The organism is Pseudomonas sp. Ps21-P2 (genome assembly GCF_039672565.1).
Taxonomy (GTDB): Bacteria; Pseudomonadota; Gammaproteobacteria; order Pseudomonadales; family Pseudomonadaceae; genus Aquipseudomonas.
In genome coordinates this window covers 332655-358639 of sequence record NZ_JBDFPL010000004.1, presented here as the reverse complement: position 1 = coordinate 358639, position 25985 = coordinate 332655, and the positions used below count along the sequence as shown (strand labels likewise).

General features: G+C 61.0%; 22 protein-coding genes. 1 reads left to right on the top strand and 21 read right to left on the bottom strand.

The genetic code is table 11. The annotated features are described in order from the left end of the window. Positions 1-64: 64 nt before the first annotated feature. Positions 65-910 carry an S-formylglutathione hydrolase gene (gene fghA / locus ABEH28_RS12690; protein WP_122537381.1) on the bottom strand — a complete coding sequence of 282 codons (846 nt, stop codon included), beginning with the start codon at positions 908-910 and terminating at the stop codon, positions 65-67. A 94-nt stretch (positions 911-1004) separates the two neighbouring features. Beyond that, the gene (locus tag ABEH28_RS12685) at positions 1005-2117 is read right to left on the bottom strand and encodes an S-(hydroxymethyl)glutathione dehydrogenase/class III alcohol dehydrogenase (protein WP_108120933.1); all 1113 of its coding nucleotides are present in this window, start codon (positions 2115-2117) and stop codon (positions 1005-1007) included. 103 nt (positions 2118-2220) lie between these two features. On the opposite strand from ABEH28_RS12685, the gene ABEH28_RS12680 reads away from it, so the two are divergent. After that, positions 2221-3117: a LysR substrate-binding domain-containing protein gene (locus tag ABEH28_RS12680; protein WP_346630086.1), complete on the top strand. Its 897-nt coding sequence runs from the start codon at positions 2221-2223 to the stop codon at positions 3115-3117. Between the two features lie 5 nt (positions 3118-3122). On the opposite strand, the gene ispD is transcribed toward ABEH28_RS12680, so the two are convergent. From ispD to uppS, 19 genes are all read right to left on the bottom strand, one after another. Then, positions 3123-3833 (bottom strand): 2-C-methyl-D-erythritol 4-phosphate cytidylyltransferase, encoded by a 711-nt coding sequence (ispD, locus tag ABEH28_RS12675; RefSeq protein ID WP_346625527.1) that lies wholly within the window; start codon positions 3831-3833, stop codon positions 3123-3125. Between the two features lie 10 nt (positions 3834-3843). Then, positions 3844-4122, bottom strand: a complete 279-nt coding sequence (gene ftsB / locus ABEH28_RS12670) for a cell division protein FtsB (protein ID WP_037014212.1) — start codon at positions 4120-4122, stop codon at positions 3844-3846. Positions 4123-4281: 159 nt separating this feature from the next. Further along, a complete protein-coding gene (gene eno, locus ABEH28_RS12665) occupies positions 4282-5568 on the bottom strand; it encodes a phosphopyruvate hydratase (protein ID WP_122537377.1) in 1287 nt (428 codons plus the stop codon). A 170-nt stretch (positions 5569-5738) separates the two neighbouring features. Then, on the bottom strand, positions 5739-6584 hold the full coding sequence (kdsA, locus tag ABEH28_RS12660; RefSeq protein ID WP_346630085.1) for a 3-deoxy-8-phosphooctulonate synthase: 846 nt from the start codon (positions 6582-6584) through the stop codon (positions 5739-5741). Between the two features lie 14 nt (positions 6585-6598). After that, positions 6599-8230, bottom strand: coding sequence for a CTP synthase (locus tag ABEH28_RS12655; protein WP_192132158.1), 1632 nt, complete (start codon positions 8228-8230; stop codon positions 6599-6601). Positions 8231-8502: 272 nt separating this feature from the next. Beyond that, complete coding sequence (gene tilS, locus ABEH28_RS12650; protein ID WP_346630084.1) at positions 8503-9840, bottom strand: tRNA lysidine(34) synthetase TilS; 1338 nt, start codon at positions 9838-9840, stop codon at positions 8503-8505. An 80-nt stretch (positions 9841-9920) separates the two neighbouring features. Beyond that, positions 9921-10868 carry an acetyl-CoA carboxylase carboxyltransferase subunit alpha gene (locus tag ABEH28_RS12645; protein WP_172610979.1) on the bottom strand — a complete coding sequence of 316 codons (948 nt, stop codon included), beginning with the start codon at positions 10866-10868 and terminating at the stop codon, positions 9921-9923. A gap of 127 nt (positions 10869-10995) precedes the next feature. Further along, positions 10996-14517 (bottom strand): DNA polymerase III subunit alpha, encoded by a 3522-nt coding sequence (gene dnaE / locus ABEH28_RS12640; protein WP_346630083.1) that lies wholly within the window; start codon positions 14515-14517, stop codon positions 10996-10998. Positions 14518-14588: 71 nt separating this feature from the next. Continuing rightward, positions 14589-15230: a ribonuclease HII gene (gene rnhB, locus ABEH28_RS12635; RefSeq protein WP_346630082.1), complete on the bottom strand. Its 642-nt coding sequence runs from the start codon at positions 15228-15230 to the stop codon at positions 14589-14591. 11 nt (positions 15231-15241) lie between these two features. After that, a complete protein-coding gene (gene lpxB, locus ABEH28_RS12630; protein ID WP_192170832.1) occupies positions 15242-16378 on the bottom strand; it encodes a lipid-A-disaccharide synthase in 1137 nt (378 codons plus the stop codon). A 2-nt stretch (positions 16379-16380) separates the two neighbouring features. Continuing rightward, complete coding sequence (gene lpxA, locus ABEH28_RS12625) at positions 16381-17157, bottom strand: acyl-ACP--UDP-N-acetylglucosamine O-acyltransferase (RefSeq protein WP_192170831.1); 777 nt, start codon at positions 17155-17157, stop codon at positions 16381-16383. Beyond that, on the bottom strand, positions 17154-17594 hold the full coding sequence (gene fabZ, locus ABEH28_RS12620) for a 3-hydroxyacyl-ACP dehydratase FabZ (protein ID WP_037014232.1): 441 nt from the start codon (positions 17592-17594) through the stop codon (positions 17154-17156). The genes lpxA and fabZ overlap by 4 nt, the downstream gene beginning before the upstream one ends. A 112-nt stretch (positions 17595-17706) precedes the next feature. Further along, complete coding sequence (gene lpxD, locus ABEH28_RS12615; RefSeq protein WP_346630081.1) at positions 17707-18762, bottom strand: UDP-3-O-(3-hydroxymyristoyl)glucosamine N-acyltransferase; 1056 nt, start codon at positions 18760-18762, stop codon at positions 17707-17709. 4 nt (positions 18763-18766) lie between these two features. Beyond that, complete coding sequence (locus tag ABEH28_RS12610) at positions 18767-19270, bottom strand: OmpH family outer membrane protein (RefSeq protein WP_037014235.1); 504 nt, start codon at positions 19268-19270, stop codon at positions 18767-18769. A 46-nt stretch (positions 19271-19316) separates the two neighbouring features. After that, positions 19317-21704, bottom strand: coding sequence for an outer membrane protein assembly factor BamA (gene bamA / locus ABEH28_RS12605; protein WP_346630080.1), 2388 nt, complete (start codon positions 21702-21704; stop codon positions 19317-19319). A gap of 75 nt (positions 21705-21779) precedes the next feature. Continuing rightward, positions 21780-23132, bottom strand: a complete 1353-nt coding sequence (rseP, locus tag ABEH28_RS12600) for an RIP metalloprotease RseP (RefSeq protein ID WP_346630079.1) — start codon at positions 23130-23132, stop codon at positions 21780-21782. Between the two features lie 87 nt (positions 23133-23219). Continuing rightward, on the bottom strand, positions 23220-24410 hold the full coding sequence (ispC, locus tag ABEH28_RS12595; protein ID WP_265386918.1) for a 1-deoxy-D-xylulose-5-phosphate reductoisomerase: 1191 nt from the start codon (positions 24408-24410) through the stop codon (positions 23220-23222). Continuing rightward, a complete protein-coding gene (locus ABEH28_RS12590) occupies positions 24407-25225 on the bottom strand; it encodes a phosphatidate cytidylyltransferase (RefSeq protein ID WP_346630078.1) in 819 nt (272 codons plus the stop codon). Before ABEH28_RS12590 ends, ispC begins: the two co-directional genes overlap by 4 nt. Beyond that, entirely contained in the window at positions 25225-25980 is a 756-nt protein-coding gene (gene uppS, locus ABEH28_RS12585; RefSeq protein ID WP_074891303.1) for a polyprenyl diphosphate synthase, read from the bottom strand. The genes ABEH28_RS12590 and uppS overlap by 1 nt, the downstream gene beginning before the upstream one ends. Positions 25981-25985 lie beyond the last annotated feature (5 nt).

The following is a 25985-nucleotide window of genomic DNA, read 5'->3' as shown; positions in this document are numbered from 1 at the left end:
TTGACCGACATTAGGGTCGGCCCGCGCGCAATTGCCCGTGACGCTGCAATTGAGGGCGAGGACTTCAGCCGGCCAGGGCTCGGGCGTGATGGCGCAAGTGGTCTTCGATGAAGCTCGCGATGAAGTAATAGCTGTGGTCGTACCCCGGCTGCATGCGCAATTCCAGAGGATGACCGGCCGCCTTCGCCGCCTGAACCAACGATTCCGGCTTGAGCTGATTGCCGAGGAAATCGTCGCGATCGCCCTGGTCCACCAGCAGAGGCAAGCGCTCGGTGGCCTCGGCAATGAGCACGCTGGCGTCCCATTCACGCCAGCGCGAACGGTCTTCGCCCAGATAGCGAGAGAAGGCTTTCTGTCCCCAAGGACAATCCATCGGGTTGCAGATGGGCGAGAACGCCGACACCGATTGGTAGCGGCCGGGATTGCGCAATGCACCGACCAGCGCGCCATGGCCACCCATGGAGTGCCCGCTGATGCTGCGCTTGTCCGAGGCCGGAAAGTGCGCCTCGATCAACGCGGGCAGCTCGCTGATCACATAATCGTACATGCGGTAGTGCCGCGCCCACGGCTGCTCGGTGGCGTTCAGATAAAAGCCGGCGCCCAGGCCGAAGTCGTAGGCCTTGTCCGGATCATCTGGCACGTCGGCGCCGCGCGGGCTGGTGTCTGGCGCCACGATGATCAGCCCCAGTTCCGCCGCCACGCGCAGCGCACCGGCCTTCTGCATGAAGTTCTCATCGGTGCAGGTCAGCCCCGACAGCCAGTAGACCACCGGCAGCTTGCCGCCCTGCTCTGCCTGCGGCGGCAGATACACCGCGAACACCATGTCGCAGCCGAGCACATCGGAGTGATGTTTGTAACGCTTGTGCCAGCCGCCGAAGCTTTTCTGGCACGAAATGTTTTCCAGACTCATGGGCTTCTCCGAGCTACAAGCTTCAAGCCTCGAGCGGCAAGAGGTCATGACACGACGCTCTTGCGGCTTACAGCCTGGAGCTTGCCGCTGCTCCTCAGAAATGAATGACGGTACGGATGCTTTTGCCTTCGTGCATCAGGTCGAAGGCTTCATTGATCCGGTCCAGGCCCATGGTGTGGGTGATGAAGGTGTCCAGCGGGATTTCGCCGGTCTGCGCTTTTTCGACGTAGCTCGGCAGTTCGGTGCGGCCTTTGACGCCGCCGAAGGCCGAACCGCGCCAGACGCGACCGGTGACCAGCTGGAACGGACGGGTGGAGATTTCCTGACCTGCGCCAGCGACGCCGATGATCACTGATTCGCCCCAGCCCTTGTGGCACGATTCCAGCGCCGCACGCATCAAGTTCACGTTACCTACGCACTCGAAGCTGTAATCCACGCCGCCGTCGGTCATTTCGACGATCACTTCCTGAATCGGCTTATCGTGATCTTTGGGATTGACGAACTCGGTCGCCCCCAGTTCACGGGCCACGTCGAATTTGGACGGGTTGATGTCGACCGCGATGATGCGGGAGGCCTTGGCCATTTTTGCGCCGATGATCGCCGCCAGGCCGATACCGCCGAGGCCGAAGACTGCCACAGTGGCGCCCTCTTCGACCTTGGCCGTGTTCAGGACCGCACCGATGCCGGTGGTGACACCGCAACCCAGCAGGCAGACCTTCTCCAGCGGCGCTTCTTTGGGGATTTTTGCCAGAGAGATTTCCGGCACTACGGTGTATTCGGAGAACGTTGAGCAGCCCATGTAGTGGTAGATCGGCTGGCCGTTGTAGCTGAAGCGGGTGGTGCCGTCGGGCATCAGGCCTTTGCCTTGGGTGGCGCGGACTTTCTGGCAGAGGTTGGTCTTGCCGGACTTGCAGAATTTGCACTCGCGGCATTCGGCGGTGTACAGCGGAATGACGTGGTCGCCCACGGCGAGGGAGGTCACGCCCTCACCGATAGCCTCGACGACGCCCCCGCCTTCGTGGCCAAGGATGCACGGGAAGACGCCTTCGGAATCCGCACCGGACAAGGTGTAGGCATCGGTGTGGCAAACGCCGGATGCGACGGTACGAATCAACACTTCGCCGGCTTTCGGGGCCTCAACGTCCACTTCGACGATCTGCAGTGGTTCATTGGGCGCGAAGGCAACGGCAGCACGTGACTTGATCATCATGATCTCCAGCTAAATAAATACGAGCCCGGAGTGTAATACAGTGCTGGCTGATGAATAATCCGCCTGAAAGCAAAACATTAATGCTGTGCAGGGACAATCGATGCAGGTCAATCGCTGGGAAGGTCTGGACGAGTTTGTCGCCGTTGCCGAGTGCGGGCAGTTCACCGCCGCGGCTGAGCGGCTTGGGGTGTCGTCGTCGCACATCAGCCGCCAGATCGCGCGACTGGAAGAGCGTTTGCAGACACGCTTGCTCTATCGCAGCACCCGAAAAGTCGCTCTAACCGAGGCCGGTCAGACGTTTCTGCATCACTGCCAGCGCTTGCAGGACGGACGCGAGGAAGCGCTGCGTGCGGTCACCGACCTGACCAGCGAGCCGAAGGGGCTGCTGCGGATGACCTGCGCCGTGGCGTACGGCGAAAGGTTCATCGCCCCGCTGGTGACACGTTTCATGGAGGAATACCCGCAACTGCGCGTAGACATCGAGCTGACCAACAACACGCTGGACCTGGTGCATGAAGGCCTGGACCTGGCGATCCGGCTGGGCCGCTTGCAGGAATCACGACTGGTGGCTGCACGACTGGCGCCGCGCAAGATGTACCTGTGCGCCTCCCCCGCTTATCTCGAACGGTATGGCCGGCCCCACAGCGTGTCGGAACTGGCGCGACACAATTGCCTGATCGGCAGCTCGGACAGCTGGCAGTTGCAGCAAAACGGGCGGGAGTTTTCCCAGCGGGTGCAAGGCAACTGGCGGTGCAACAGTGGGCAGGCGGTGCTGGATGCGGCATTGCGCGGGGTCGGGCTGTGTCAGCTCCCGGATTACTACGTGCTGGAGCATCTCAAGCGCGGTGCGCTGGTGTCGTTACTGGATGCCCACCAGCCGCCGAACACCGCCGTCTGGGCGCTGTACCCGCAGCAGCGACATCTGTCGCCCAAGGTGAGAAAGCTGGTGGATTATCTGAAAGCGGGCTTGGCGTCGCGGGAGGAATACAGCGTTTAGGGCGATCAGCCGTTGAATTCGACCCGTCGCTGGCGCAGCCACTCGAGGTCTTCCGGGCGGGTGACCTTGATGTTGTCGGCGCGCCCTTCAATCAGACGCGGCGATTGCCCGGCCCATTCGATCGCCGAGGCTTCATCGGTGATCGCCACATTCGACACCAGGCTATCCGCCAGCGCCCGGTGCAGCGCACCCAGACGAAACATCTGCGGCGTATAGGCCTGCCAGATCAGGCTGCGATCCACGGTTTCGGTGACGCGGCCATTGGCATCGGCGCGCTTGAGGGTGTCTTTTGCCGGCACCGCCAACAGGCCGCCGACCGGATCATGCGCCAGCTCGCCCAGCAGATTATCGAGGTCCGAACGCGCCAGATTCGGGCGCGCGGCGTCATGCACCAGCACCCAATCGTTGTCATCGGCGCCGTTGGCGTGCAGGTGCAGCAGCGCATTGAGCACCGAGTCCGCACGCTCCTTGCCGCCTGCGACCTGCTGGATGCGGGAATCCAGCGCGCAAGGCAACGTCGGCCAATAAGGGTCATCCACAGCCAGACTGACCACCAGGCCCTTGAGCCGGGGGTGATCGAGAAAGCAAAGCAGGCTGTGTTCAAGAATCGTGAGGCCGCCCAGTTGCAGGTATTGCTTGGGACGGTCTGCCGCCATGCGCGCGCCAACGCCCGCTGCGGGAATCACTGCCCAGAAGGCAGGAAGGGATTGAGTCATTACACCAACGTCACTGTGCCAACTGATAAAGGGTTTCGCCGTCCTTGACCATGCCCAATTCATGACGGGCACGCTCTTCAACGGTTTCGAGGCCTTTTTTCAGCTCCAGCACTTCCGCGTCGAGGACTCGGTTGCGCTCCAGCAGAGCATCGTTTTCGGCATGTTGATCGGCGATTTGCTGAGTCAGACTGGCCACCTGCGCGAGACTGCCATTACCTACCCATAGGCGATACTGCAAGCCAGCGAGCATCAAAAGCAGAACGAGGAACAACCAGTTAGGACTGCGCATTGTGAATATCTGTTACCCGGCGAATAAAGACAGCAAAACCGACCATTTCAAATGCCCATAAGCCCGGTGGTCACCGGGCTTATGGATCAGGACGACAAGAAAGGTCACGCTTCAGTGACTTTTCCTACAACGCCTGCTGCCTTTTTACCATCTTTGCGATCAGCCGCGAAACTCGCCGCGACCACGGTACACCGCTTTGGCGCCCAGTTGCTCTTCGATACGCAGCAGCTGGTTGTACTTGGCGATACGGTCGGAACGGCTCAACGAACCGGTCTTGATCTGGCCAGCCGCAGTGCCCACGGCCAGGTCGGCAATGGTGGAGTCTTCGGTTTCGCCGGAACGGTGCGAGATCACGGCGGTGTAACCCGCGGCCTTGGCCATCTGGATGGCTTCCAGCGTTTCGGTCAGCGTACCGATCTGGTTGAACTTGATCAGGATCGAGTTACCGATCTTCTTGTCGATGCCTTCTTTCAGGATCTTGGTGTTGGTCACGAACAGGTCGTCGCCCACCAGCTGGATCTTGTCGCCGATCTTGTCGGTGAGGACTTTCCAGCCATCCCAGTCCGACTCGTCCAGACCGTCTTCGATGGAGATGATCGGGTGCTTGCTGACCAGGTCAGCCAGGTAGTCGGCGAAACCGGCAGAGTCGTACTCGCCTTCTTCGCTCAGCACGTATTTGCCGTTCTTGTAGAACTCGCTCGCGGCGCAGTCCAGCGCCAGGGTCACGTCGGTGCCCAGTTTGTAGCCCGCGTTGGCAACGGCTTCGGCGATGGCGTCCAGCGCGTCGCCGTTGGAGTTCAGGTTCGGCGCGAAGCCACCTTCGTCACCCACGGCAGTGTTCAGGCCACGTGCTTTCAACACCGCTTTGAGGTGGTGGAAAATCTCGGTGCCCCAGCGCAGGCCTTCGGAGAAGGTCTTGGCGCCCACCGGCTGAATCATGAATTCCTGGATGTCGATGTTGTTATCAGCGTGCTCGCCACCGTTGATGATGTTCATCATCGGGACCGGCATCGAGTAAACACCCGGCGTGCCGTTCAGATTGGCGATGTGTGCGTACAGCGGCAGATCCTGGTCCTGAGCGGCGGCCTTGGCAGCGGCCAGGGACACGGCGAGGATCGCGTTGGCGCCCAGGCTGGCTTTGTTCTCGGTGCCGTCCAGCTGAATCATCGCGTGATCCAGGGCTTTCTGGTCAACCGGGTCTTTGCCCAGCAGCAGGTCGCGGATCGGGCCATTGATGTTGGCCACGGCTTTCAGAACGCCCTTGCCCATGTAACGGCTCTTGTCGCCATCACGCAGCTCGAGCGCTTCACGCGAGCCGGTGGAAGCACCGGACGGCGCGCAAGCGCTGCCGATGATGCCGTTGTCGAGGAGCACGTCTGCTTCCACGGTGGGATTGCCACGGGAGTCGAGAACTTCACGACCTTTGATGTCGACGATTTTTGCCATTGTTGTTAACACTCCAAGATTGACGAAAACGACGCAGCTGGGAAAACGATTCGGCGTCTCAGGGCTCTAGGACAACGGGCAGGCCCTGAAACGACAATTTTCCCGACCCTTTGGTCGGGAAAACAACGAACGGCACTCTACCGGAGGGCTCGGCGCCGGAGAAGCGGGTTTTACGCCGTTTCGATCGTCGGGAAGCTTTTAACGAGTTCGTCGAGCGCCTTGAGCTGAGCAAGGAACGGCTCCAGCTTGTCCAGGCGCAGGGCGCAGGGACCGTCGCACTTGGCGTTGTTCGGATCAGGGTGGGCTTCCAGAAACAGACCGGCCAGGCCCTGGCTCATGCCGGCCTTGGCCAGATCGGTCACCTGGGCACGACGGCCACCGGCGGAATCGGAGCGACCACCTGGCATCTGCAGGGCGTGGGTCACGTCGAAGAACACCGGGTATTCGAACGATTTCATGATGCCGAAACCGAGCATGTCGACAACCAGGTTGTTGTAGCCGAAGCTCGAACCGCGCTCGCAGAGGATCAACTGATCGTTACCCGCTTCGACGCACTTGGCCAGGATGTGTTTCATCTCGTGGGGCGCGAGGAACTGGGCTTTCTTGATGTTGATCACTGCGCCGGTCTTGGCCATGGCCACGACCAGATCGGTCTGACGGGACAGGAAAGCCGGCAACTGAATGATGTCGCAGACCTCCGCCACGGCAGCGGCCTGCTCAGGCTCGTGCACGTCGGTGATGATCGGCACGCCGAAGGCTTGCTTGATGTCCTGGAAAATCCGCATGCCTTCTTCAAGGCCCGGGCCGCGATAGGAGGTCACCGAGGAACGGTTGGCCTTGTCGAAGCTGGCCTTGAACACGTACGGAATGCCGAGTTTCTCGGTCACTCGCACGTATTCTTCACAGACCTGCATCGCCATGTCACGCGACTCGAGGACGTTCATGCCGCCGAACAGAACCATAGGCTTGTCGTTGGCGATGTCGATCGAGCCGACGCGGATGATTTTCTGTGCCATGTGATAAATCCCTATCAGCCGTTCTTCTGGTGTTGAGCGAGCGCTGCCTTGACGAAACCACTGAACAACGGGTGGCCATCGCGCGGCGTAGAGGTGAACTCGGGGTGGAACTGGCAGGCCACGAACCAAGGATGGTCAGGGGACTCGACCACTTCAACCAGCGCGCCGTCACCGGAACGACCGGAGATTTTCAGACCGGCCTCGACCAGTTGCGGCAGCAGATTGTTGTTCACTTCATAACGGTGGCGATGGCGCTCGACGATGACGTCGTTGGCGTAGCAATCGTGCACCAGAGAACCCGGTTCCAGCAGGCATTCCTGCGCGCCCAGACGCATGGTGCCGCCCAGGTCCGAGGTTTCGGTACGGGTTTCGACAGCACCGGTGGCGTCTTCCCATTCGGTGATCAGACCGACGACCGGGTGCTGGCTGGCGCGATCAAACTCGGTGGAGTTGGCGTCTTTCCAGCCCAGCACGTTACGTGCGAACTCGATGACTGCCACCTGCATGCCCAGGCAGATGCCCAGGTACGGCACCTTGTTTTCGCGAGCAAACTGTACGGCCGTGATCTTGCCCTCGACGCCGCGCAGACCGAAGCCGCCCGGGACGAGAATCGCGTCCACGCCTTCGAGAAGGCCGGTGCCCTGATTCTCGATGTCCTCGGAATCGATGTAGCGCAGATTGACCTTGGTACGGTTGCTGATACCGGCGTGACTCATCGCTTCGATCAGCGACTTGTAGGCGTCCAGCAGCTCCATGTACTTGCCGACCATCGCGATGGTGACTTCGTGTTCCGGATTGAGTTTGGCGTCGACGACCTTTTCCCACTCGGACAGGTCGGCACTGCCGCACTGCAGGCCGAAGCGCTCGACGACGAAATCGTCAAGGCCCTGGGAATGCAGGATGCCCGGGATCTTGTAGATGGTGTCGGCGTCTTCGAGGGCGATGACCGCGCGCTCTTCAACGTTGGTGAACTGCGCGATTTTGCGGCGCGAAGAAATGTCGATCGGGTGGTCGGAACGGCAGACCAGTACGTCTGGCTGCAGGCCGATCGAACGCAGTTCCTTGACCGAATGCTGGGTCGGTTTGGTCTTGGTTTCGCCCGCGGTGGCGATGTACGGAACCAGTGTCAGGTGCATAAGCATGGCGCGCTTGGCGCCCACTTCGAAACGCAGCTGACGGATCGCCTCGAGGAACGGCTGCGACTCGATGTCGCCCACGGTGCCGCCGATTTCGACCATGGCGACGTCGGCATCGCCGGCGCCCTTGATGATGCGACGCTTGATTTCGTCGGTGATGTGCGGGATCACCTGAATGGTCGCGCCCAGATAATCACCACGGCGCTCTTTGCGCAGGACGTGCTCGTACACACGGCCGGTGGTGAAGTTGTTGTTCTGGGTCATGGTGGTGCGAATGAAACGCTCGTAGTGACCCAGGTCCAGGTCAGTCTCGGCGCCGTCGTGGGTGACGAACACCTCACCGTGCTGGAACGGGCTCATGGTGCCGGGATCGACGTTGATGTATGGGTCCAGCTTGAGCATGGTGACCTTAAGTCCCCTCGCCTCCAGGATGGCCGCCAATGAAGCCGAGGCGATGCCTTTCCCCAATGAAGAAACAACACCGCCCGTGACGAAGATGTAGCGCGTCATGAAAAACCCTAGAAGTCTGCGTTAAAGCGGTCAGAGCCGCCGGGGAAAGCGAAGGAAGGCCGAAGCCCCCGACAACCTGCGTGTTTCACTGTGGATCTTCGAATCTGTCGCGCCCAAGTCAGCGACCGGCCTTGAAAAGGTCTGTCCGTGGTTTGCCACATTTTTGAGAATCGTCCAGTAAAAACTGGCTGGTAATCGGCAACTTGCGTCGTTCCGGAAGGATCGACATAAGCTGTATCAAGAAGGGAGCGTAGTCTACCGGAAAGGCCCTTTCAGCTCAAACTTTGGTCATTCGTCGGTGGCAACCAGTGCAATCGCCAGTCGCCACGGGGGCTGGCGTCCAGTCCCGGAAGGTTTGCCACGGCCAATAACTGCTCGCCGCGGTACAACAGCGGCAATCGGCCGCGCAGAAAAACCGGCACGCCCTTCTCGTTGAGCAGCCTTTTCAGGTCGCGTCGGCCTCTGTCCGGCACATCGAAAGTTTCGCCGCCCTTGCGGTAGTGCACATGCAAGCCACCCGCAGGCGCAGCGCCGAGGATCTGCAGCATGCCGTTGCCCGGCAGCGCGAGAGGTTGCGACGCCATGGACCAGTGTTGCGAGCCGGCGACGTTTTTCAGCCAGATCCCCGACAGCCACCAGATACGCCCTTCGGCTCGGTGCATCTGACCATCGGCCAGTCGCCAGATGGGCCGACCGTCCGGCCCGGCGTCGCGCAACGAATCCCAGCCCACCCAGTGATCGGTGTCCGGCAATCGAGTGAGCGGCGCCAGCCAGTGGCGCAGTGCGTTGCGTTGCCGGGCGGGTGACAGCGCTTCGAGCGGCGCGAGTTCAAGGGAGGGCATGTCGAGCCACGGCCAGGGGCACGACGTGTCAGCGAGTGCGAGGTCCTGCATCGCCAGCTCGTCCAGCAACTGCTGGGCTTCGGCCAGATGCGCGGCGCTACGGGCCATGCTCGCGATCGCTTGCGGCCAGCGCGTTGCCACCAGCGGCAGTACATGACTGCGCAGGTAGTTGCGCGAGAAGCGGCTGTCTTTGTTGCTCGGGTCCTCGATCCAGCTCAACCCCTGTTCCCGGGCATAAGCCTCGAGGGTAGCGCGAGATTCATCCAGCAGCGGCCGAAATAACTGTCCTGCGCCCAAAGGACGCTGCGCCGGCATCGCGGCCAGCCCGCGCACCCCGGCGCCACGCAATAGACGGAACAGCAGTGTCTCGGCCTGATCGTCACGGTGCTGGGCGGTAAGCAGCACCTCGCCGGGCCCGAGGGTTGAGTTGAACGCGGCGTAACGAGCGTCACGCGCGGCTTGTTCGAGGCTCGCGCCGGGGCGCACCTGGACGTCGATGACCTCCATCGGCACGCCCAGAATCTGACACATCTGCCTGCAATGCACCGGCCACGAAGCCGCCACCGCCTGAAGGCCATGGTTGACGTGAACAGCGGTCAGCGGAGGAAGCGCGTGAACCCTGGCAAGTTCGGCCAGCAGGTGAAGCAGGACAGTGGAATCGAGCCCACCTGAGAATGCGACGCGCCAGGCGACTGCAGCGCGCCAGGGTTCGAGGCGCAACAGCAGACGTCTGGAGAGTGCGAGTGTGATGCTGTCCGGTTTGCTCATGCTGGTTAACCCTGCTTAAAGCTCGCCGGACCGGTGAGCATCACCGGGTTCGGTGACGCTCCTGTTGCAGAACGGTCCGGTTAAAGGCCATAGCTCATCAGGCGGTCGTAACGACGGGCCAGCAGCGCGTCATTATCGAACTTCTGAAGCATGCTCAGTTGGCTGCTCAATTCTTCGCGGATCAATGCAGCGGCAGCGGCCGGATCACGGTGCGCGCCACCCAACGGCTCGCTGATCACCTTGTCAACGATGCCCAAGCCCTTCAAACGCTCGGCAGTGATGCCCATCGCTTCGGCGGCATCCGGCGCCTTCTCGGCGGTTTTCCAGAGAATGGACGCGCAGCCTTCCGGCGAGATCACCGCGTAGGTCGAGTACTGCAGCATGTTCAGTTGATCGCACACGCCGATGGCCAGCGCGCCGCCCGAACCGCCTTCGCCAATCACGGTGGCAATGATCGGGGTCTTCAGGCGCGCCATGACCCGCAGGTTCCAGGCGATGGCTTCGCTCTGGTTACGCTCTTCGGCGTCGATGCCAGGATAAGCGCCCGGCGTGTCGATGAAGGTCAGGATCGGCATTTTGAAGCGCTCGGCCATTTCCATCAGGCGGCAGGCCTTGCGGTAGCCTTCAGGACGCGGCATGCCGAAGTTGCGGCGAACCTTCTCGCGCACTTCGCGGCCTTTCTGATGACCGATCACCATCACCGGCTGCTCGTTCAGACGGGCAATGCCGCCGACGATGGCAGCGTCGTCGGAGAAGTGGCGATCGCCATGCAGCTCGTCGAACTCGGTGAAGATGTGTTGAATGTAGTCCAGCGTGTACGGACGACGCGGATGACGCGCCATGCGCGCGATCTGCCAACTGGTCAGGTTGCCGAAAATGCTTTCGGTGAGCGTATTGCTCTTCTCTTGCAGTCGAGAGATTTCGTCGCCGATGTTCAGCGAGTTGTCATTGCCTACCAGACGCAGCTCTTCAATCTTGGCTTGCAGGTCAGCAATCGGCTGTTCGAAATCCAGAAAATTCGGGTTCATAGGCATCCGTCTTGGGTCGACGGCCAAGAGGCCGGCCGGTTGATCCGATAAGCGCCCTACCTTAATGGAGCGGGCGCCTTTCGGTCGAGTTTAAAGTGTCGAGTCGCAAATGTTGAGCTGATCGGTGTCAGCGATACTGCAGGAAGACGTTCTCTCGTCCGAACTGGTCACGCAGCGCCTGAATCAGGCTGTCTGCGGGATCAATCCGCCACGCTTCGCCGAACTGCAGCAGTGCCTTGGCTTCCTGCCCGGTGTAGTCGAGGGTGATCGGGCACGCGCCGCGATGCTTCTTGCACAGCTCGCCCAGCCAGCGTAGCCGGTCGCCCTTGAGCGCTTCGGCACGCACGTTCAGGCGCAGACTCTCTGCCAGCCCGGTGCGCGCCTCTTCCAGGCTCATCACCCGTTTGGCCCGCAACCGCAGGCCGCCGGAGAAATCGTCGGTGCTGACCTCCCCTTCCACCACCACCATCGCGTCGGTCTGCAGCAGCGACTGGGCAGCCTGGAACGAATCGGCAAACAGCGACGCTTCGATACGCCCCGAACGGTCGTCCAGGGTGATGAAGCCCATCTTGTCGCCCTTTTTGTTCTTCATCACCCGCAGCGCGATGATCAGGCCGGCGATGGTCTGGGTTTCCCGCGAGGGCTTCAGATCGACGATGCGCTGACGCGCGAACCGGCGGATCTCGCCTTCGTATTCATCGATCGGATGCCCGGTCAGGTACAGGCCCAGGGTTTCTTTCTCCCCACGCAGCCGCTCCTTGAGCGTGACCTCTTTGGCGCTGCGATGATTCGCGTACACGTCGGCGTCGGCTTCGACGAACAGGCCGCCGAAGAGATCGGCGTGGCCGCTGTCGTGACTGCGCGCGGTCTGCTCGGCGGCCTGAATGGCTTCTTCGAGCGCGGCCAACAGGACGCCGCGGTTGCGGTCGATATTGGCTTGATACTGTTTCGGCTCGTCGTAGAAGAACGGCCCCAGACGGTCCAGCGCACCGCTGCGAATCAGGCCGTCGAGGGTGCGCTTGTTGACGCGCTTGAGGTCAATGCGGGCGCAGAAATCGAACAGGTCAGCGAACGGGCCTTCCTGCCGCGCTTCAGTGATGGCTTCCACCGGGCCTTCGCCGACGCCCTTGATCGCGCCGAGGCCATAGACGATACGGCCGTCGTCGTTCACGGTGAACTTGAACTCGGAGTTGTTCACGTCCGGCGCATCAAGGCGCAGCTTCATGATCCGCACTTCTTCGATCAAGGTCACGACCTTGTCGGTGTTGTGCATATCCGCTGAAAGCACCGCTGCCATGAACGGCGCCGGGTAGTGACGCTTGAGCCAGGCGGTCTGGTACGACACCAGCCCGTAGGCCGCCGAGTGCGACTTGTTGAAGCCGTAACCGGCGAATTTTTCCACCAGGTCGAAAATGTTACCGGCCAGGTCCGGGTCGATGTTGTTGGTCTTGCAGCCCTCGATGAAACCGCCGCGCTGCTTGGCCATCTCCTCGGGCTTCTTCTTGCCCATCGCACGACGCAGCATGTCAGCACCGCCGAGGGTGTAGCCGGCCATGACCTGGGCAATCTGCATCACCTGTTCCTGATACAGGATGATGCCGTACGTTGGCGCAAGCACCGGCTTGAGGCCTTCGTACTGGTAATCGACGTGGGGGTACGACAGCTCGGCACGGCCGTGCTTGCGGTTGATGAAGTCGTCAACCATGCCCGATTGCAACGGGCCGGGACGGAACAGTGCCACCAGTGCGATCAAGTCTTCCAGGCAGTCGGGCTTGAGCTTTTTGATCAGCTCTTTCATGCCGCGGGATTCAAGCTGGAACACGGCCGTGGTTTCGGCGCGCTGCAGCAGCTCGTAGGTCGGCATGTCATCCAGCGGGATGAACGCGATGTCGAGAGGCTCTTCGTCGACCTTGGCGCGGTCGCGGTTAATAGTCTTCAGCGCCCAGTCGATGATGGTCAGGGTACGCAGTCCGAGGAAGTCGAACTTCACCAGACCGGCTGCCTCGACGTCATCCTTGTCGAACTGGGTGACCAGGCCGCCGCCCTCTTCATCGCAGTAGATCGCTGAGAAGTCAGTCAGTTTGGTCGGCGCGATAACCACACCACCGGCGTGCTTGCCGACGTTACGCACAACGCCTTCGAGCTTGCGCGCCATCTCCCAGATTTCTGCCGCTTCTTCGTCCACCTTGAGGAAGTCGCGCAGAATCTCTTCCTGCTCGTAGGCCTTTTCCAGGGTCATGCCGACTTCGAAGGGGATCATCTTCGACAGACGATCGGCCAATCCGTAGGACTTGCCCTGTACCCGCGCCACGTCACGGACCACGGCCTTCGCGGCCATGGAACCGAAGGTGATGATCTGGCTGACCGCGTTGCGGCCGTATTTCTCGGCCACGTACTCGATGACCCGGTCGCGACCGTCCATGCAGAAGTCGACGTCGAAGTCGGGCATGGAGACCCGCTCGGGGTTGAGGAAACGTTCGAACAGCAGGTCGTATTCCAGCGGGTCGAGGTCGGTGATCTTCTGCACGTAGGCCACCAGCGAACCGGCACCCGACCCCCGGCCCGGACCCACCGGCACACCGTTATTCTTGGCCCACTGGATGAAGTCCATCACGATCAGGAAGTAACCGGGGAAGCCCATCTGGATGATGATATCCAGCTCGAAATTCAGGCGATCGACGTAGACCTGCCGTTTGGCCTCGTAGTCCGGCGTGGTCTCTTTCGGCCACAGCACGGCAAGGCGCTCTTCCAGCCCCTCGAAAGACACCTTGCGGAAATACTCGTCGATGGTCATGCCATCGGGGATCGGGAAGTTGGGCAAAAAGTGCGTGCCCAGCTTGACGTCGATGTTGCAGCGCTTGGCGATCTCGACGGTGTTGGCGAGGGCGTCCGGCAAATCGCTGAACAGCTCGGCCATCTCCTCCGCGCTCTTCAGGTACTGCTGATCGCTGTAATTGTGCGAGCGGCGCGGATCGTCCAGCGCCCGGCCCTCGCCGATGCACACGCGGGTTTCGTGGGCTTCGAAATCTTCCTGCTTGATGAAGCGCACGTCGTTGCTGGCCACCAGCGGCACACCATGGCGCTCGGCCAGGGCGACGGCGGCGTGCAGGTGTTCTTCGTCATTGATGCGGTTGGTGCGCTGGACTTCGATGTAGAAGCGGTCCGGGAAAACCGACAGCCACTCTTTGAGCAGCTCGTCGGCTTCGGCCGGATTGCCACCGAGCAGGGCCATGCCGATCTCGCCTTCCTTCGCCGCAGACAGGGCAATCAGCCCTTCGCTGGCTTCGGCCACCCACTCCCGCTCGATGACGACCAGCCCATTGCGCTGGCCGTGCATGAAACCACGGGAAATCAGTTCGGTGAGGTTCAGGTAGCCTTTCGGATTCATCACCAGCAGGCTGAGGCGACTGAGGGGCGCATCGCGGTCGCGCCCGGCCAGCCAGATGTCGGCGCCGCAGATCGGCTTGATCCCCGCACCCATGGCGGCTTTATAGAACTTCACCAACGAACACATGTTGTGTTGGTCGGTCACCGCCACGGCCGGCATGTTCATGGCCGTGAGCGCCTTGACCAAGGGTTTTACACGGACCAGACCATCAACGAGGGAGTATTCGGTGTGCAGGCGTAGATGAACGAAAGAAGCCGGCATGGTTGATCCTATGGTGCAGAAAAAACGAAGGCCGGATTGTACCGGCCATTCAGAAAAACATCAGCCCGCGATCAACTGAATGGCAGCGACATGAAGCCGGTGGAGACCATCATGTCCCGCGCCGCCCAGGCCTGACGGACCGGGCCGAAGGAGCGCCGGTGAATGGGCGTCGGGCCCAAACGCGCCAGGGCCTCAAGGTGCACGGCCGTGGGATAACCCTTGTGGCCGCCAATGCCGTAACCCGGATAGAGCAGCTCCATGCGCGCCATTTCCCGGTCGCGACTGACCTTGGCCAGAATCGACGCGGCGGCAATGGCCGGCACATGGGCGTCACCCTGAATGACCGGCGCGCTGGGCACCGACAGCTGCGGGCAGCGGTTGCCGTCGATCAGCGCCAGTTTCGGCGTGATGATCAAGCCTTCTACCGCGCGCTTCATCGCCAGCATGGTGGCGTGAAGAATATTCAGCTCGTCGATCTCTTCGACTTCAGCCCGCGCGATGTGCCAGCACAGCGCCTTCTCGCAGATTTCGTCGAACAGTCTTTCGCGCTTGGCTTCGGTGAGTTTCTTCGAATCGTTCAGGCCCAGAATCGGGCGCTTGGGGTCAAGAATGACCGCCGCAGTGACCACGGCGCCACACAGTGGGCCGCGACCGACTTCGTCGACACCGGCGACCAGATCCTCGACAAGATTGAAGTCCAGACCCATTTGCATTGATTGCCTGCTCATTGTGAAGGCGTTGCGCCAATCAGGTTCAGCACCGCTTCGGCGGCCTGATTGGAAGCATCGCGACGCAAGGTTCGGTGAATCGCGTCGAAGCCGGCCGTCTGTGCGTCGCCGTTTTCCAGCAACGGCAACAGCGTCTGCGCCAGGGCCTCGGCGGTCGCCGCGTCCTGCAGAAGCTCCGGAACCAGCAAGCGCTGGGCCAGCAAATTCGGCAGCGACACGTACGGGCTTTTCACCATCCGCTTGAGTATCCAGTAGGTCAGTGGTGCCAGACGATAGGCAACCACCATCGGTCGTTTGTACAGCAGCGCTTCGAGGGTCGCGGTCCCGGAAGCGATCAGCACGGCATTGCAGGCTGCCAACGCTACGTGGGACCGGCCGTCGAGCAACGTCAGTGGAAGATCGCGCCCTTGCAGCAGTTGCTCGATCTGCTCACGGCGTTGAGGGCTGGCACAGGGCAGCACGAAACGGATGTCGGGGCGCTCGGCCAGAAGGCGCTCGGCCGCGTCGAAAAACAGCGCACCGAGACGCCCGACCTCACCACCGCGACTGCCCGGCATCAACGCGACCACCGGGCCTTCGCCCAGGCCAAGTTCGGCGCGCGCCGCCAGTTGATCCGCCTGCAGTGGAATGGTGTCGGCCAACGGATGCCCGACGAAACGCACAGGCACGCCCTTCTCTTCATAGAAACGGGCTTCGAACGGCAGCAGCGTCAGCATCAGGTCGCAGCCTTCACGGATCTTCAGAACACGCTTCTGCCGCCACGCCCATACGGACGGGCTGACGTAATGAACGGTCTTGATCCCGGCCTGACGTAGCTTGAGCTCGATATTGAGGGTGAAATCCGGGGCATCGATGCCGATGAACACGTCGGGCTTTTCGTCGATGAGGGCCTGAATCAGCAACTTGCGACGGGCGAGCAGCTCCTTCAGGCGGCCCAGTACTTCCACAAGGCCCATGACCGACAGGCGCTCCATCGGAAAATACGACGTCATGCCCTGGGCTTCCATGAGCGGTCCGCCGACACCAATAAATTCGGCGTCCGGATGCCGCGCCTTGATTGCACGCATCAAACCGGAGCCGAGAATGTCGCCGGAGGCCTCTCCGGCCACCAGCGCAATACGCAAGCGGGCCATGGTCAGCGGGTGATGCCGCGAGTCGAAGACTGGATGGACTTGAGGAACAGCTCGACTTCGGGGAACTGCGCGGCGGGTTCGCTCAGCTCGACGATCGCCTGCTCCACGGTCAGGCCCTGACGGTAGACGGTCTTGTAGGCGCGGCGCAGCGCATGGATCGCTTCCTCGGAGAAGCCGCGACGGCGCATGCCTTCGAAGTTCATGCTACGGGCTTCGGCCGGGTTGCCGAACACGGTGACGAACGCCGGAACGTCCTTGCCGATGGCCGTGCCCATGCCGGAAAAACTGTGCGCGCCGATATGGCAATACTGATGCACCAGGGTGAACCCCGACAGAATGGCCCAGTCATCCACGTGCACATGGCCGGCCAGTGCGGTGTTGTTGACCAGAATGCAGTGATTGCCGATGACGCTGTCATGACCGATGTGCGCGTAGGCCATGATCAGGTTGTGATCACCGAGGGTGGTTTCGGCGCGGTCTTGAATGGTGCCACGGTGGATGGTCACGCCTTCACGGATGACGTTGTGGTCACCGATCACCAGACGTGTCGCTTCACCTTTGTATTTCAGATCAGGCGTGTCCTCACCTACCGAGGAAAACTGGTAGATGTGGTTGTGTTTGCCGATTTTGGTCGGGCCGCGCAGGATCACATGCGGTCCGATCACTGTACCCTCGCCGATTTCCACACCAGGTCCGACGATCGACCACGGGCCGACCTCCACATTGTCGGCCAGCACGGCCGTCGGATCGATGATTGCGCGAGAGTCAATCAAACTCATAGTTTGCGTTCCGCACAGATGATTTCAGCCGAGCAGACCGGCTTGCCATCTACCGATGCCTGGCATTCGAACTTCCAGATCTGACGCTTGCAGCTCAGGAATTTCGCTTCGAGGATCAGCTGATCCCCCGGCAGCACGGGCTGGCGAAAGCGCAGTTTGTCGGAACCGACGAAGTAATACAGGGTGCCGTCGGCAGGCTTCACATCGAGCATCTTGAAGCCCAGGATGCCGGCCGCTTGAGCCATGGCCTCAATGATCAGCACGCCCGGCATGATGGGGTGCTGAGGAAAGTGACCGTTGAAGAAAGGCTCGTTGATGCTGACATTCTTGTAGGCACGAATGCTCTTGGTCTCGACATCCAGCTCCACCACACGGTCCACAAGCAGGAACGGGTAACGGTGCGGCAGATATTCACGGATTTCGTTGATGTCCATCATTTCGAAGGGAAGCCTGTAGTAAAGAGTGGGAGGGCGCGACTAACGCGCGTCACTCCTCTAGCAAATCAAGGAGGCAGTTTATCGGCTGTGCACGCTTGATAAGAAAAAAGTATCAGCCATCAGATGAAGCTTTACCGCCTGAGGTCACTGCCTCGACAATCTTTTCCAGGTGCTGCAGACGTCGCGCCATGTCATCGAGATGACGCATGCGTGCCGCGCTCTTGCGCCACTCCGCCGCCGGCTGCATCGCCGTCCCCGAAGAATACGATCCAGGCTCGGTGATCGACCGGGTGACCATGGTCATGCCGGTGACGAAAACCCCGTCGCAGATCTCGATATGGCCCACCAGCCCGACACCGCCTGCGAGCATGCAATGCTTGCCGATCTTCGCGCTGCCCGAGATGCCGACGCACGCGGCCATGGCCGTGTGGTCGCCGATCTGGACGTTGTGAGCGATCTGAATCTGGTTATCCAGCTTCACGCCATTGCCGATGCGGGTGTCATCCATGGCACCGCGGTCGATGGCGGTGTTCACGCCAATCTCGACATCGTCACCGATGGTCACACCGCCAATCTGCGCGATCTTCTGCCAGACGCCTTTCTCGTTGGCAAAACCAAAACCTTCACCGCCCAGCACCGCACCGGACTGGATGACCACACGCTGCCCGATACGGACGTCGTGATACAGCGTGACGCGCGGGGCGAGCCAGCCGCCCTCGCCAATCACGCTGCGAGCGCCGATGAAGCAATGGGCGCCAATGGTCACACCGGCCGCAATCCGCGCGCCGCTTTCGATGACCGCATAAGCGCCAACGCTGGCCGCCGGGTCGACGAACGCATCCGGCGCTACCACGGCGGTCGGGTGTACACCGACGGCAGCCTTGGGCTTGGGATCGAACAGATGGGAAATACGGGCGTAGGCCAGATACGGATCAGGCACCAGCAATGCGTCAGCGGCATACCCTTCAGCATCCGCCGGCTTGAGCAGCACGGCAGCGGCCTGGGTGGTCGCGAGGAATTTTCGGTACTGAGGATTGGCCAGAAAGCTGACCTGATCAGGACCGGCTTCCTGCAAGGTCGCCAGTCCTGTGATTTGCTTGTCCGCCGGGCCACGCAGGGTGGCGCCGAGGAACTCGGCCAATTGGCCGAGTGTAATGGTCGCAGTCATTAACTTACTTCAGCTGGTTCATGCGCTCGATAACCTGGCGAGTGACGTCGTATTGCGGTTTGACGTCAATCACGGCACCGCGCTCGAACACCAGGTCAAAGCCGCCTTTCTTGATGACTTCTTCTACCGCCTGGTCCAGCTTCGGCTTGAGTTGCTTGAGCATGTCGCGGTCAGCAACAGCCTTGGCTTCGTTCAGTTCTTTGGACTGGAACTGGAAGTCACGGGCTTTTTGCTTGAAGTCCAGTTCCAGACGCTCGCGCTCAGGCTGGGCCATCTTGTCGCCACCAGCAACCAGACGATCCTGAATGCCTTTGGCGCTGCTTTCCAGCGCTTTCAGCTTGGTCAGCTGAGGACCGAATTTCTTCTCTGCATCCACTGCGTACCGCTTGGCTGCGTCGGATTCGAGCAGGGCCATCTGGTAGTTCAGTACTGCGATTTTCATGTCAGCAAATGCCGGGCCTGCGATCAGAACCGTTGCCAGCAATGCCAATTGGGTCAACTTACGCACGATGTAACTCCTACAGAATCCGTTGTCGTTAGCAGTGATCAGACCCTTAGAAGGTCTGACCGAGAGAGAATTGGAAGACCTGGGTTTCGGTGCTGTCGTCCGGTTTCTTGACCGGCATCGCCAGGGCAAAACTCAACGGACCCAGTGCAGTCACCCATGTCACGCCAACACCGACGGAGCTTGCAAGGCCGGACAGATCGGGGCCGTTGCACTGAACCTTCTGACCATCGGTCGTAGTTTTTTGGGGACCGCAGTTGGTGTTAAAGGTGTTACCCACATCCCAGAAGATCGAGGTACGCAGCGAACGCTGGTCCTTGATGAACGGCAGCGGGAACAGGATCTCGGCACCGCCAGTGATCAGAACGTTACCACCGAACGGCAGCGGGTCTTGATCCGGGTCAGCAATGGTCCCTGGCTTACCGCCGTTCTCAGGACTACGACTTGGTGTACTGCGCGGGCCCAGCGTGCTGTCCTTGAAGCCCCGAACCGAGTTGAAGCCACCGGCGTAGTAGTTCTCGTAGAACGGCAGACCGGAAGTCGAGCCGTAACCGTCGCCATAACCCAGTTCCGAGTGCAGACGCAGGGTGTAGTTATTGGTGATCGGGTGGAACAGCTGACCGCGATAATCAAGTTTGTAGAACGACAGGTCGCTGCCCGGAATAGTCGTTTCCAGCGTCAGGCTCTGGGAGCTACCACGGGTCGGCAGTGTGCCTTTGTTCAGCGTCGATTCGGACCAGCCCACCGACGCCTTGAAGTTGGTGAAGCTGTCGCCTTCCTTCTCGATGAAGTCGAAGATCTCGTCAACGGTGTATTTACCGGTGCTCAGCTCATCCTTCTGTACCGACAGGCCGAAGTTCAGGCGAGAAGTCTCGCTGATCGGGTAGCCCATGTTGATGCCGGCACCCAGGCTGTCAACCGAGTAGCTCGCCACGTCGACGTCGAGGTCGTCGTAGTCGGTCTTGCGGTAGAACGCGCTGTAACCAAGGCTCACACCGTCCGGCGTGAAATACGGATCGACGTAGCTGAAGTTGTAGCGGGTCTGGTATTCACTTTTGGTCAAACCAATGGTGACCTTGTTACCCGTACCCAGGAAGTTGTTCTGGCTGATGGAACCACCCAGGATCAGACCTGCGCTCTGCGCAAAGCCGACACTGGCGGTGATCGAACCGGACGCCTGCTCTTCAACGGCGTAGTTCACGTCAACCTGATCGTCGGTGCCAGGCACCGCAGGCGTTTCAACGTTCACTTCCTTGAAGAAGCCCAGACGGTCAAGACGGGTCTTGGACTGGTCGATCAGGTAAGTGGAAGCCCAGCCGCCTTCCATCTGGCGCATTTCGCGACGCAGCACTTCGTCCGCTGTCTTGGTGTTGCCACGGAAGTTGATGCGGTTGACGTAAGCACGCTTGCCCGGATCGACGACGAAAGTGATATCGACGGTGTGGTCTTCATCGTTCGGCGTCGGCACACCGTTGACGTTGGCGAAGGTGTAACCCTCGTTACCCAGACGGCGGGTGATCAGCTCGGAGGTGGTGGTCATCACCTTGCGGGAGAACACCTGGCCCGGCTTGACCAGCAGCAGCGATTTGACCTGATCTTCAGGGACCTTGAGGTCACCGCTCAGCTTGACCGACTTGACGCTGTACTTCTCGCCTTCATGAATGTTGACGGTGATGTACACGCTTTTCTTGTCGGGCGTGATGGATACCTGGGTCGAGGCGATATCCATGTTGATATAGCCGCGGTCGAGGTAGTAGGAACGCAGACGTTCCAGGTCGCCGGAGAGTTTCTCACGGGCGTACTTGTCGTCGTTTTTGAAGAAGGAAAGCCAGTTGGTGGTTTTCAGTTCGAACAGATCGACCAGATCGTCTTCAGGGAAGACCGAGTTGCCCACCACGTTGATGTGCTGGATGGCGGCAACTGCGCCCTCGTTGATGTTGATCTTCAGACCCACACGGTTACGCGGCTGCGGCACGACTTCGGTGGCGACTTCTGCAGAATAGCGGCCCTGGGCAACGTACTGACGTTGCAGCTCGTTGCGGACGCCTTCCAGCGTAGCGCGCTGAAAGATTTCGCCTTCGGCCAGACCGGACTGCTTCAGACCTTTCATCAGGTCCTCAGTGGTGATCGCTTTGTTGCCTTCGATCTCGATACTCGAGACCGACGGACGCTCCACAACTGTGATGACCAGGACGTTACCGTCGCGGCCCAGCTGGATGTCCTGGAAAAATCCGGTTTTGAACAGCGCGCGAGTTGCGTCGACAAGACGCCCATCATCGGCCTGTTCACCCACGTTCAACGGCAGCGCGCCAAACACGCTGCCGGCGGAAACCCGCTGCAGACCGTTGACCCGGATATCGGAGATAGTGAAGGACTCGGCGTGAACTTCGGCGATCATCAGTACGGCAAGAACCGCAGTTAGCAGCAGACGTTTCATGAAGTCCTTTCTTATTCCAACTGGCAATAAACAAACTGCCGCAAAATGCGGCAGATTCACAATTCGGCGTAGCTTTTACAGTCGTCCCAGATCGTTGACCAGTGCGAGCAACATCACTCCAACCACCAGACTGATACCGATCTGAACCCCCCAGCCCTGCACCCTCTCCGACAGTGGTCGACCACGCGCCCACTCGATCAGATAAAACAGCAAGTGCCCCCCATCCAGCACTGGTATGGGCAGCAAGTTGAGAACGCCCAGGCTTATGCTCAGATAAGCAAGGAAATTCAGGAAGTCACCTACGCCTGACTGGGCCGAAGCGCCCGCCACTTTAGCAATGGTTATCGGTCCGCTCAAGTTTTTTACCGAGAGCTCGCCGAACAACATTTTCTTCAGCGAATCGAGGGTCAGCACGCTCATGGTCCAGGTACGCCGCGCGCCTTCTGCGACGGCGGCTACAGGGCCATAGCTGACCTCGCGCAACATCTCCGGCGGCCAATCCACGCCTTTCACGCCGGCACCGAGATACCCGGTCGCCGCAGCGCCCTCGCCACGTGTCACCAGATCGACGGGCACCTCCAGCTGTGCGCCATCACGCTCGACGCGCACCGAAATCCGCGTATCGGGATGGACACGAACCCAGTCCACGACCTTTTGCCATTCGTCGACAGGCTCGTTATTAAGTGCCAGCAGTCGGTCGCCGGTTTTCAGCCCGGCGGTTTGTGCGGGGCCTTTCGGATCGAGCTCTGCCAGCACCGGCGGTAGCGCCGGACGCCACGGTCTAATACCCAGCGAACGAATCGGGTCCGGCTCGGCTGCACCCTTGAGCCAGTCGTTGAGCACCAGCGAACGCGGGGTTTCCACGTCGGAACCCTGCTCGCGAACCTTCAACGCGATGCTGCCGCTCTCACCCAGGCGACGTACCAGTTGCAGGTTCACACCCGCCCATCCGGTGACGGCCTCGCCATCAACCGAGACGATTTCCTGACCGGAATTGAGCCCGGCCTTCTCCGCAATACTGCCTGGCTCGACACCGCCCACGACGGGCCGAACCTGCTGGCTGCCCAGCATCGCGAGTACCCAGAAAAATACAATCGCCAGCAAAAAGTTGGCGACCGGTCCGGCAATCACGATGGCGATGCGCTGATAAACCGACTTGCGGTTAAAGGACTGGTCAGCCAGCTCGGGGGGAACGTCGCCCTCCCGTTCGTCGAGCATTTTCACGTAGCCGCCGAGGGGAATCGCCGCCACGACATACTCGGTGCCCTTGCGATCACGCCAGCGCAGCAGCGGCATGCCGAAGCCCACCGAGAAACGCAGGACCTTGACGCCACAGCGACGCGCCACCCAGAAGTGACCGAACTCGTGGAACGTCACCAGCACGCCCAGCGCAACCAGGGTGCCGACAATCATATATAGCGCGCTCATCGCTGCTCTCCGGGTACCGATCTAGCGGTGCGTTGAAGCCCACATTGCATGCAAATCATCAAAAACACGACTGCCTGAACCGACCACCTAGCGACCATTGCGACCGAGCCACTGCTCGGCCAACGCGCGGGCACGTGCGTCGATCTCGAACACTGTCTCCAGCTCGGACACGGCGACGACAGGCTCAAGGTTCAGAACCTCGTCGATCATACTCGCGATTTCCGGATAGCGAATGCGCTTGTCCAGAAACGCAGCGACCGCGACTTCATTGGCTGCGTTCAGAACCGCAGGCGCACTGTCACCCGCCTCGGCAGCTTGCCGCGCCAGACGCAGGCATGGGAAGCGCACTTCGTCCGGTGCTTCGAAGTCCAGTCGCGCGATGCTGAACAGATCCAGCGGCGCGACGCCCGAGTCGATGCGCTCGGGCCAGGCCAGCGCGTGGGCAATCGGCGTGCGCATGTCGGGATTACCCAACTGCGCCAGCACCGAGCCGTCGACGTAATCGACCATTGAATGGATCACGCTCTGAGGGTGAATCACCACCTCAATCCGCGCAGGCGTCGTGTCGAACAGCCAGCAGGCTTCGATCAGCTCGAGGCCCTTGTTCATCATGCTGGCTGAATCGACGGAAATCTTGCGACCCATGGACCAGTTCGGATGGGCACAGGCCTGATCCGGGGAGACGTGCTCCAGCTCGGCGAGCGGTGTCTGACGGAACGGGCCACCGGATGCGGTCAGCAGAATGCGTCTGACGCCGACCTTCTCGAGACCACTTTCGTAATCACGGGGCAGGCACTGGAAGATCGCGTTATGCTCGCTGTCGAGCGGCAGCAGTACCGTGCCACTGCGGCGAACAGCCTGCATGAACAGGGCGCCGGACATGACCAGCGCTTCCTTGTTGGCCAGCAGAACTTTCTTGCCCGCCTCAACAGCGGCAAGGGTCGGGCGCAAACCGGCGGCACCGACGATGGCGGCCAGCACGGTATCCACCAGAGGGTGAGCAGACACTTCGCAGAGACCGCCCTCCCCCACGAGCACGCGGGTATCGAGACCGGCTGCGCGCAGGTCGTCCTGCAACTGGCGGGCGGCGGCCGTCGTCGGCACTACGGCAAACTGCGGGGTATGGCGAACGCACAACGCCAACAGCTCGGCCAGGCGCGTGTACCCCGTCAGGGCAAACACTTGATAACGCGCCGGATGCCGCGCGATGACGTCGAGCGTGCTCAAACCCACCGAGCCCGTCGCGCCCAGCACGGTAATGAGCTGAGGCGTACTCACATCACGCCCCAGTCTTTGGCGGCCCAGAGCAGCAAGGCGAACACCGGAATGGCGGCAGTCAGGCTGTCGATGCGATCCAGCACACCACCGTGGCCCGGGAGCAGGTTACTGCTGTCCTTGACCCCCGATTTGCGCTTGAACATGCTCTCAGTGAGATCACCGACGACCGAAATGAGCACGACAATCGCCGCGCACACCAAAGCGAAGATGATTTCGCTCAGCGACCAGCCACGATAGACGCCCACCGCCGCAGTGATCAGCAGACACGCCGCCAAACCACCGTAGAGACCTTCCCAGCTTTTACCCGGGCTGACTTTCGGCGCCAGCTTGCGCTTGCCGAATGCCTTGCCGGAGAAGTAGGCGCCGATGTCGGCACCCCACACCAGAATCATCACCGACAGAATCAGCCAGTTGCCCAGCGGCATCTGCTTGATCAGCACCAGGCCCTGCCAGGCCGGCAGCAATATCAGCAAACCGATCAGCAGTTTGCAGATAGCACTGGACCAATGCTCGCTGAACTCGGGATAGGTGAGCACCAGCCAGGTTGCCACCAGCCACCAGATCAGCGCCGCCACCAGCAACCAAGGCGCGAGGTCGGGTAGCAGGTACAACAGAAACAGCAGCGCAGCGACCACCACGGCGTACAGAACGCGGGCCGATTGGGCTTCGAAGCCGGAAAGACGCGCCCATTCCCAGGCGCCGAGTACGACGACCGCGCCGATGAACAACGCGAAGCTGCCGCCTGCCAGCAGAAAGAAGCCGCACAGGGCCAGCGGCGCAAGGATCAGCGCAGTGATGATTCGTTGTTTGAGCATTAAGCGCGGGCTCCAGCTTCTACCTGCTCGCTGGTTTTCCCGAAGCGGCGTTGGCGAGAAGCGAAATCGGCCAGCGCAGTGCGCATGGCATCGTGTTTGAAGTCCGGCCAGAACAGGTCGGAGAAATACAGCTCGGCATAGGCCAGCTGCCACAGCAGGAAATTGCTGATGCGGTGCTCGCCGCCCGTGCGGATGCAGAGGTCGGGCAACGGCAGGTCGCCGGTGGCCAGGCACGTTTGCAGCAGCTCCGGGGTGATGTCCTCCGGGCGCAAATGGCCGGCCTGAACTTCACGGGCCAGCCGCTGTGCAGCCTGAGCGATATCCCACTGACCGCCGTAGTTGGCGGCGATCTGCAGGACGAAGCGGCTGTTCTCAGCCGTACGCTGCTCGGCTTCGCGGATGGCAGCCTGCAGCTCGGGGTGAAACCGCGAACGGTCGCCGATGATGCGCAGGCTGATGCCGTTCTCGTTCAGGCGCTTGGTCTCGCGACGCAGCGCCGTGAAAAACAACTCCATCAGCGCGCCGACTTCTTCCGCCGGGCGCTGCCAGTTCTCGCTGGAAAACGCGAACAAGGTCAGCACCTCGACCTTGGCCTCGGCGCAGACTTCAATCACCGCACGAACAGCGTCGACGCCGGCCTTGTGGCCTGCTACACCGGGCAGCAGGCGCTTCTTGGCCCAGCGGTTGTTCCCATCCATGATGATCGCGACATGACGCGGCACCGATGCCGGCGCAGCCAGCTTTGTCTTATCCATGAAAG

Coding starts and splice junctions, on each gene's coding strand:
- tilS (WP_346630084.1), bottom strand. CDS start 9,840: ATGAGCAAACCGGACAGCATCACACTCGCACTCTCCAGACGTCTGCTG.
- fghA (WP_122537381.1), bottom strand. CDS start 910: ATGAGTCTGGAAAACATTTCGTGCCAGAAAAGCTTCGGCGGCTGGCAC.
- ispD (WP_346625527.1), bottom strand. CDS start 3,833: ATGACTCAATCCCTTCCTGCCTTCTGGGCAGTGATTCCCGCAGCGGGC.
- uppS (WP_074891303.1), bottom strand. CDS start 25,980: ATGGATAAGACAAAGCTGGCTGCGCCGGCATCGGTGCCGCGTCATGTC.
- lpxB (WP_192170832.1), bottom strand. CDS start 16,378: ATGGCCCGCTTGCGTATTGCGCTGGTGGCCGGAGAGGCCTCCGGCGAC.
- lpxA (WP_192170831.1), bottom strand. CDS start 17,157: ATGAGTTTGATTGACTCTCGCGCAATCATCGATCCGACGGCCGTGCTG.
- dnaE (WP_346630083.1), bottom strand. CDS start 14,517: ATGCCGGCTTCTTTCGTTCATCTACGCCTGCACACCGAATACTCCCTC.
- eno (WP_122537377.1), bottom strand. CDS start 5,568: ATGGCAAAAATCGTCGACATCAAAGGTCGTGAAGTTCTCGACTCCCGT.
- bamA (WP_346630080.1), bottom strand. CDS start 21,704: ATGAAACGTCTGCTGCTAACTGCGGTTCTTGCCGTACTGATGATCGCC.
- fabZ (WP_037014232.1), bottom strand. CDS start 17,594: ATGATGGACATCAACGAAATCCGTGAATATCTGCCGCACCGTTACCCG.
- ABEH28_RS12590 (WP_346630078.1), bottom strand. CDS start 25,225: ATGCTCAAACAACGAATCATCACTGCGCTGATCCTTGCGCCGCTGGCC.
- lpxD (WP_346630081.1), bottom strand. CDS start 18,762: ATGACTGCGACCATTACACTCGGCCAATTGGCCGAGTTCCTCGGCGCC.
- kdsA (WP_346630085.1), bottom strand. CDS start 6,584: ATGGCACAGAAAATCATCCGCGTCGGCTCGATCGACATCGCCAACGAC.
- rseP (WP_346630079.1), bottom strand. CDS start 23,132: ATGAGCGCGCTATATATGATTGTCGGCACCCTGGTTGCGCTGGGCGTG.
- ABEH28_RS12680 (WP_346630086.1), top strand. CDS start 2,221: ATGCAGGTCAATCGCTGGGAAGGTCTGGACGAGTTTGTCGCCGTTGCC.
- ftsB (WP_037014212.1), bottom strand. CDS start 4,122: ATGCGCAGTCCTAACTGGTTGTTCCTCGTTCTGCTTTTGATGCTCGCT.
- ABEH28_RS12685 (WP_108120933.1), bottom strand. CDS start 2,117: ATGATCAAGTCACGTGCTGCCGTTGCCTTCGCGCCCAATGAACCACTG.
- ABEH28_RS12645 (WP_172610979.1), bottom strand. CDS start 10,868: ATGAACCCGAATTTTCTGGATTTCGAACAGCCGATTGCTGACCTGCAA.
- rnhB (WP_346630082.1), bottom strand. CDS start 15,230: ATGCAAATGGGTCTGGACTTCAATCTTGTCGAGGATCTGGTCGCCGGT.
- ABEH28_RS12655 (WP_192132158.1), bottom strand. CDS start 8,230: ATGACGCGCTACATCTTCGTCACGGGCGGTGTTGTTTCTTCATTGGGG.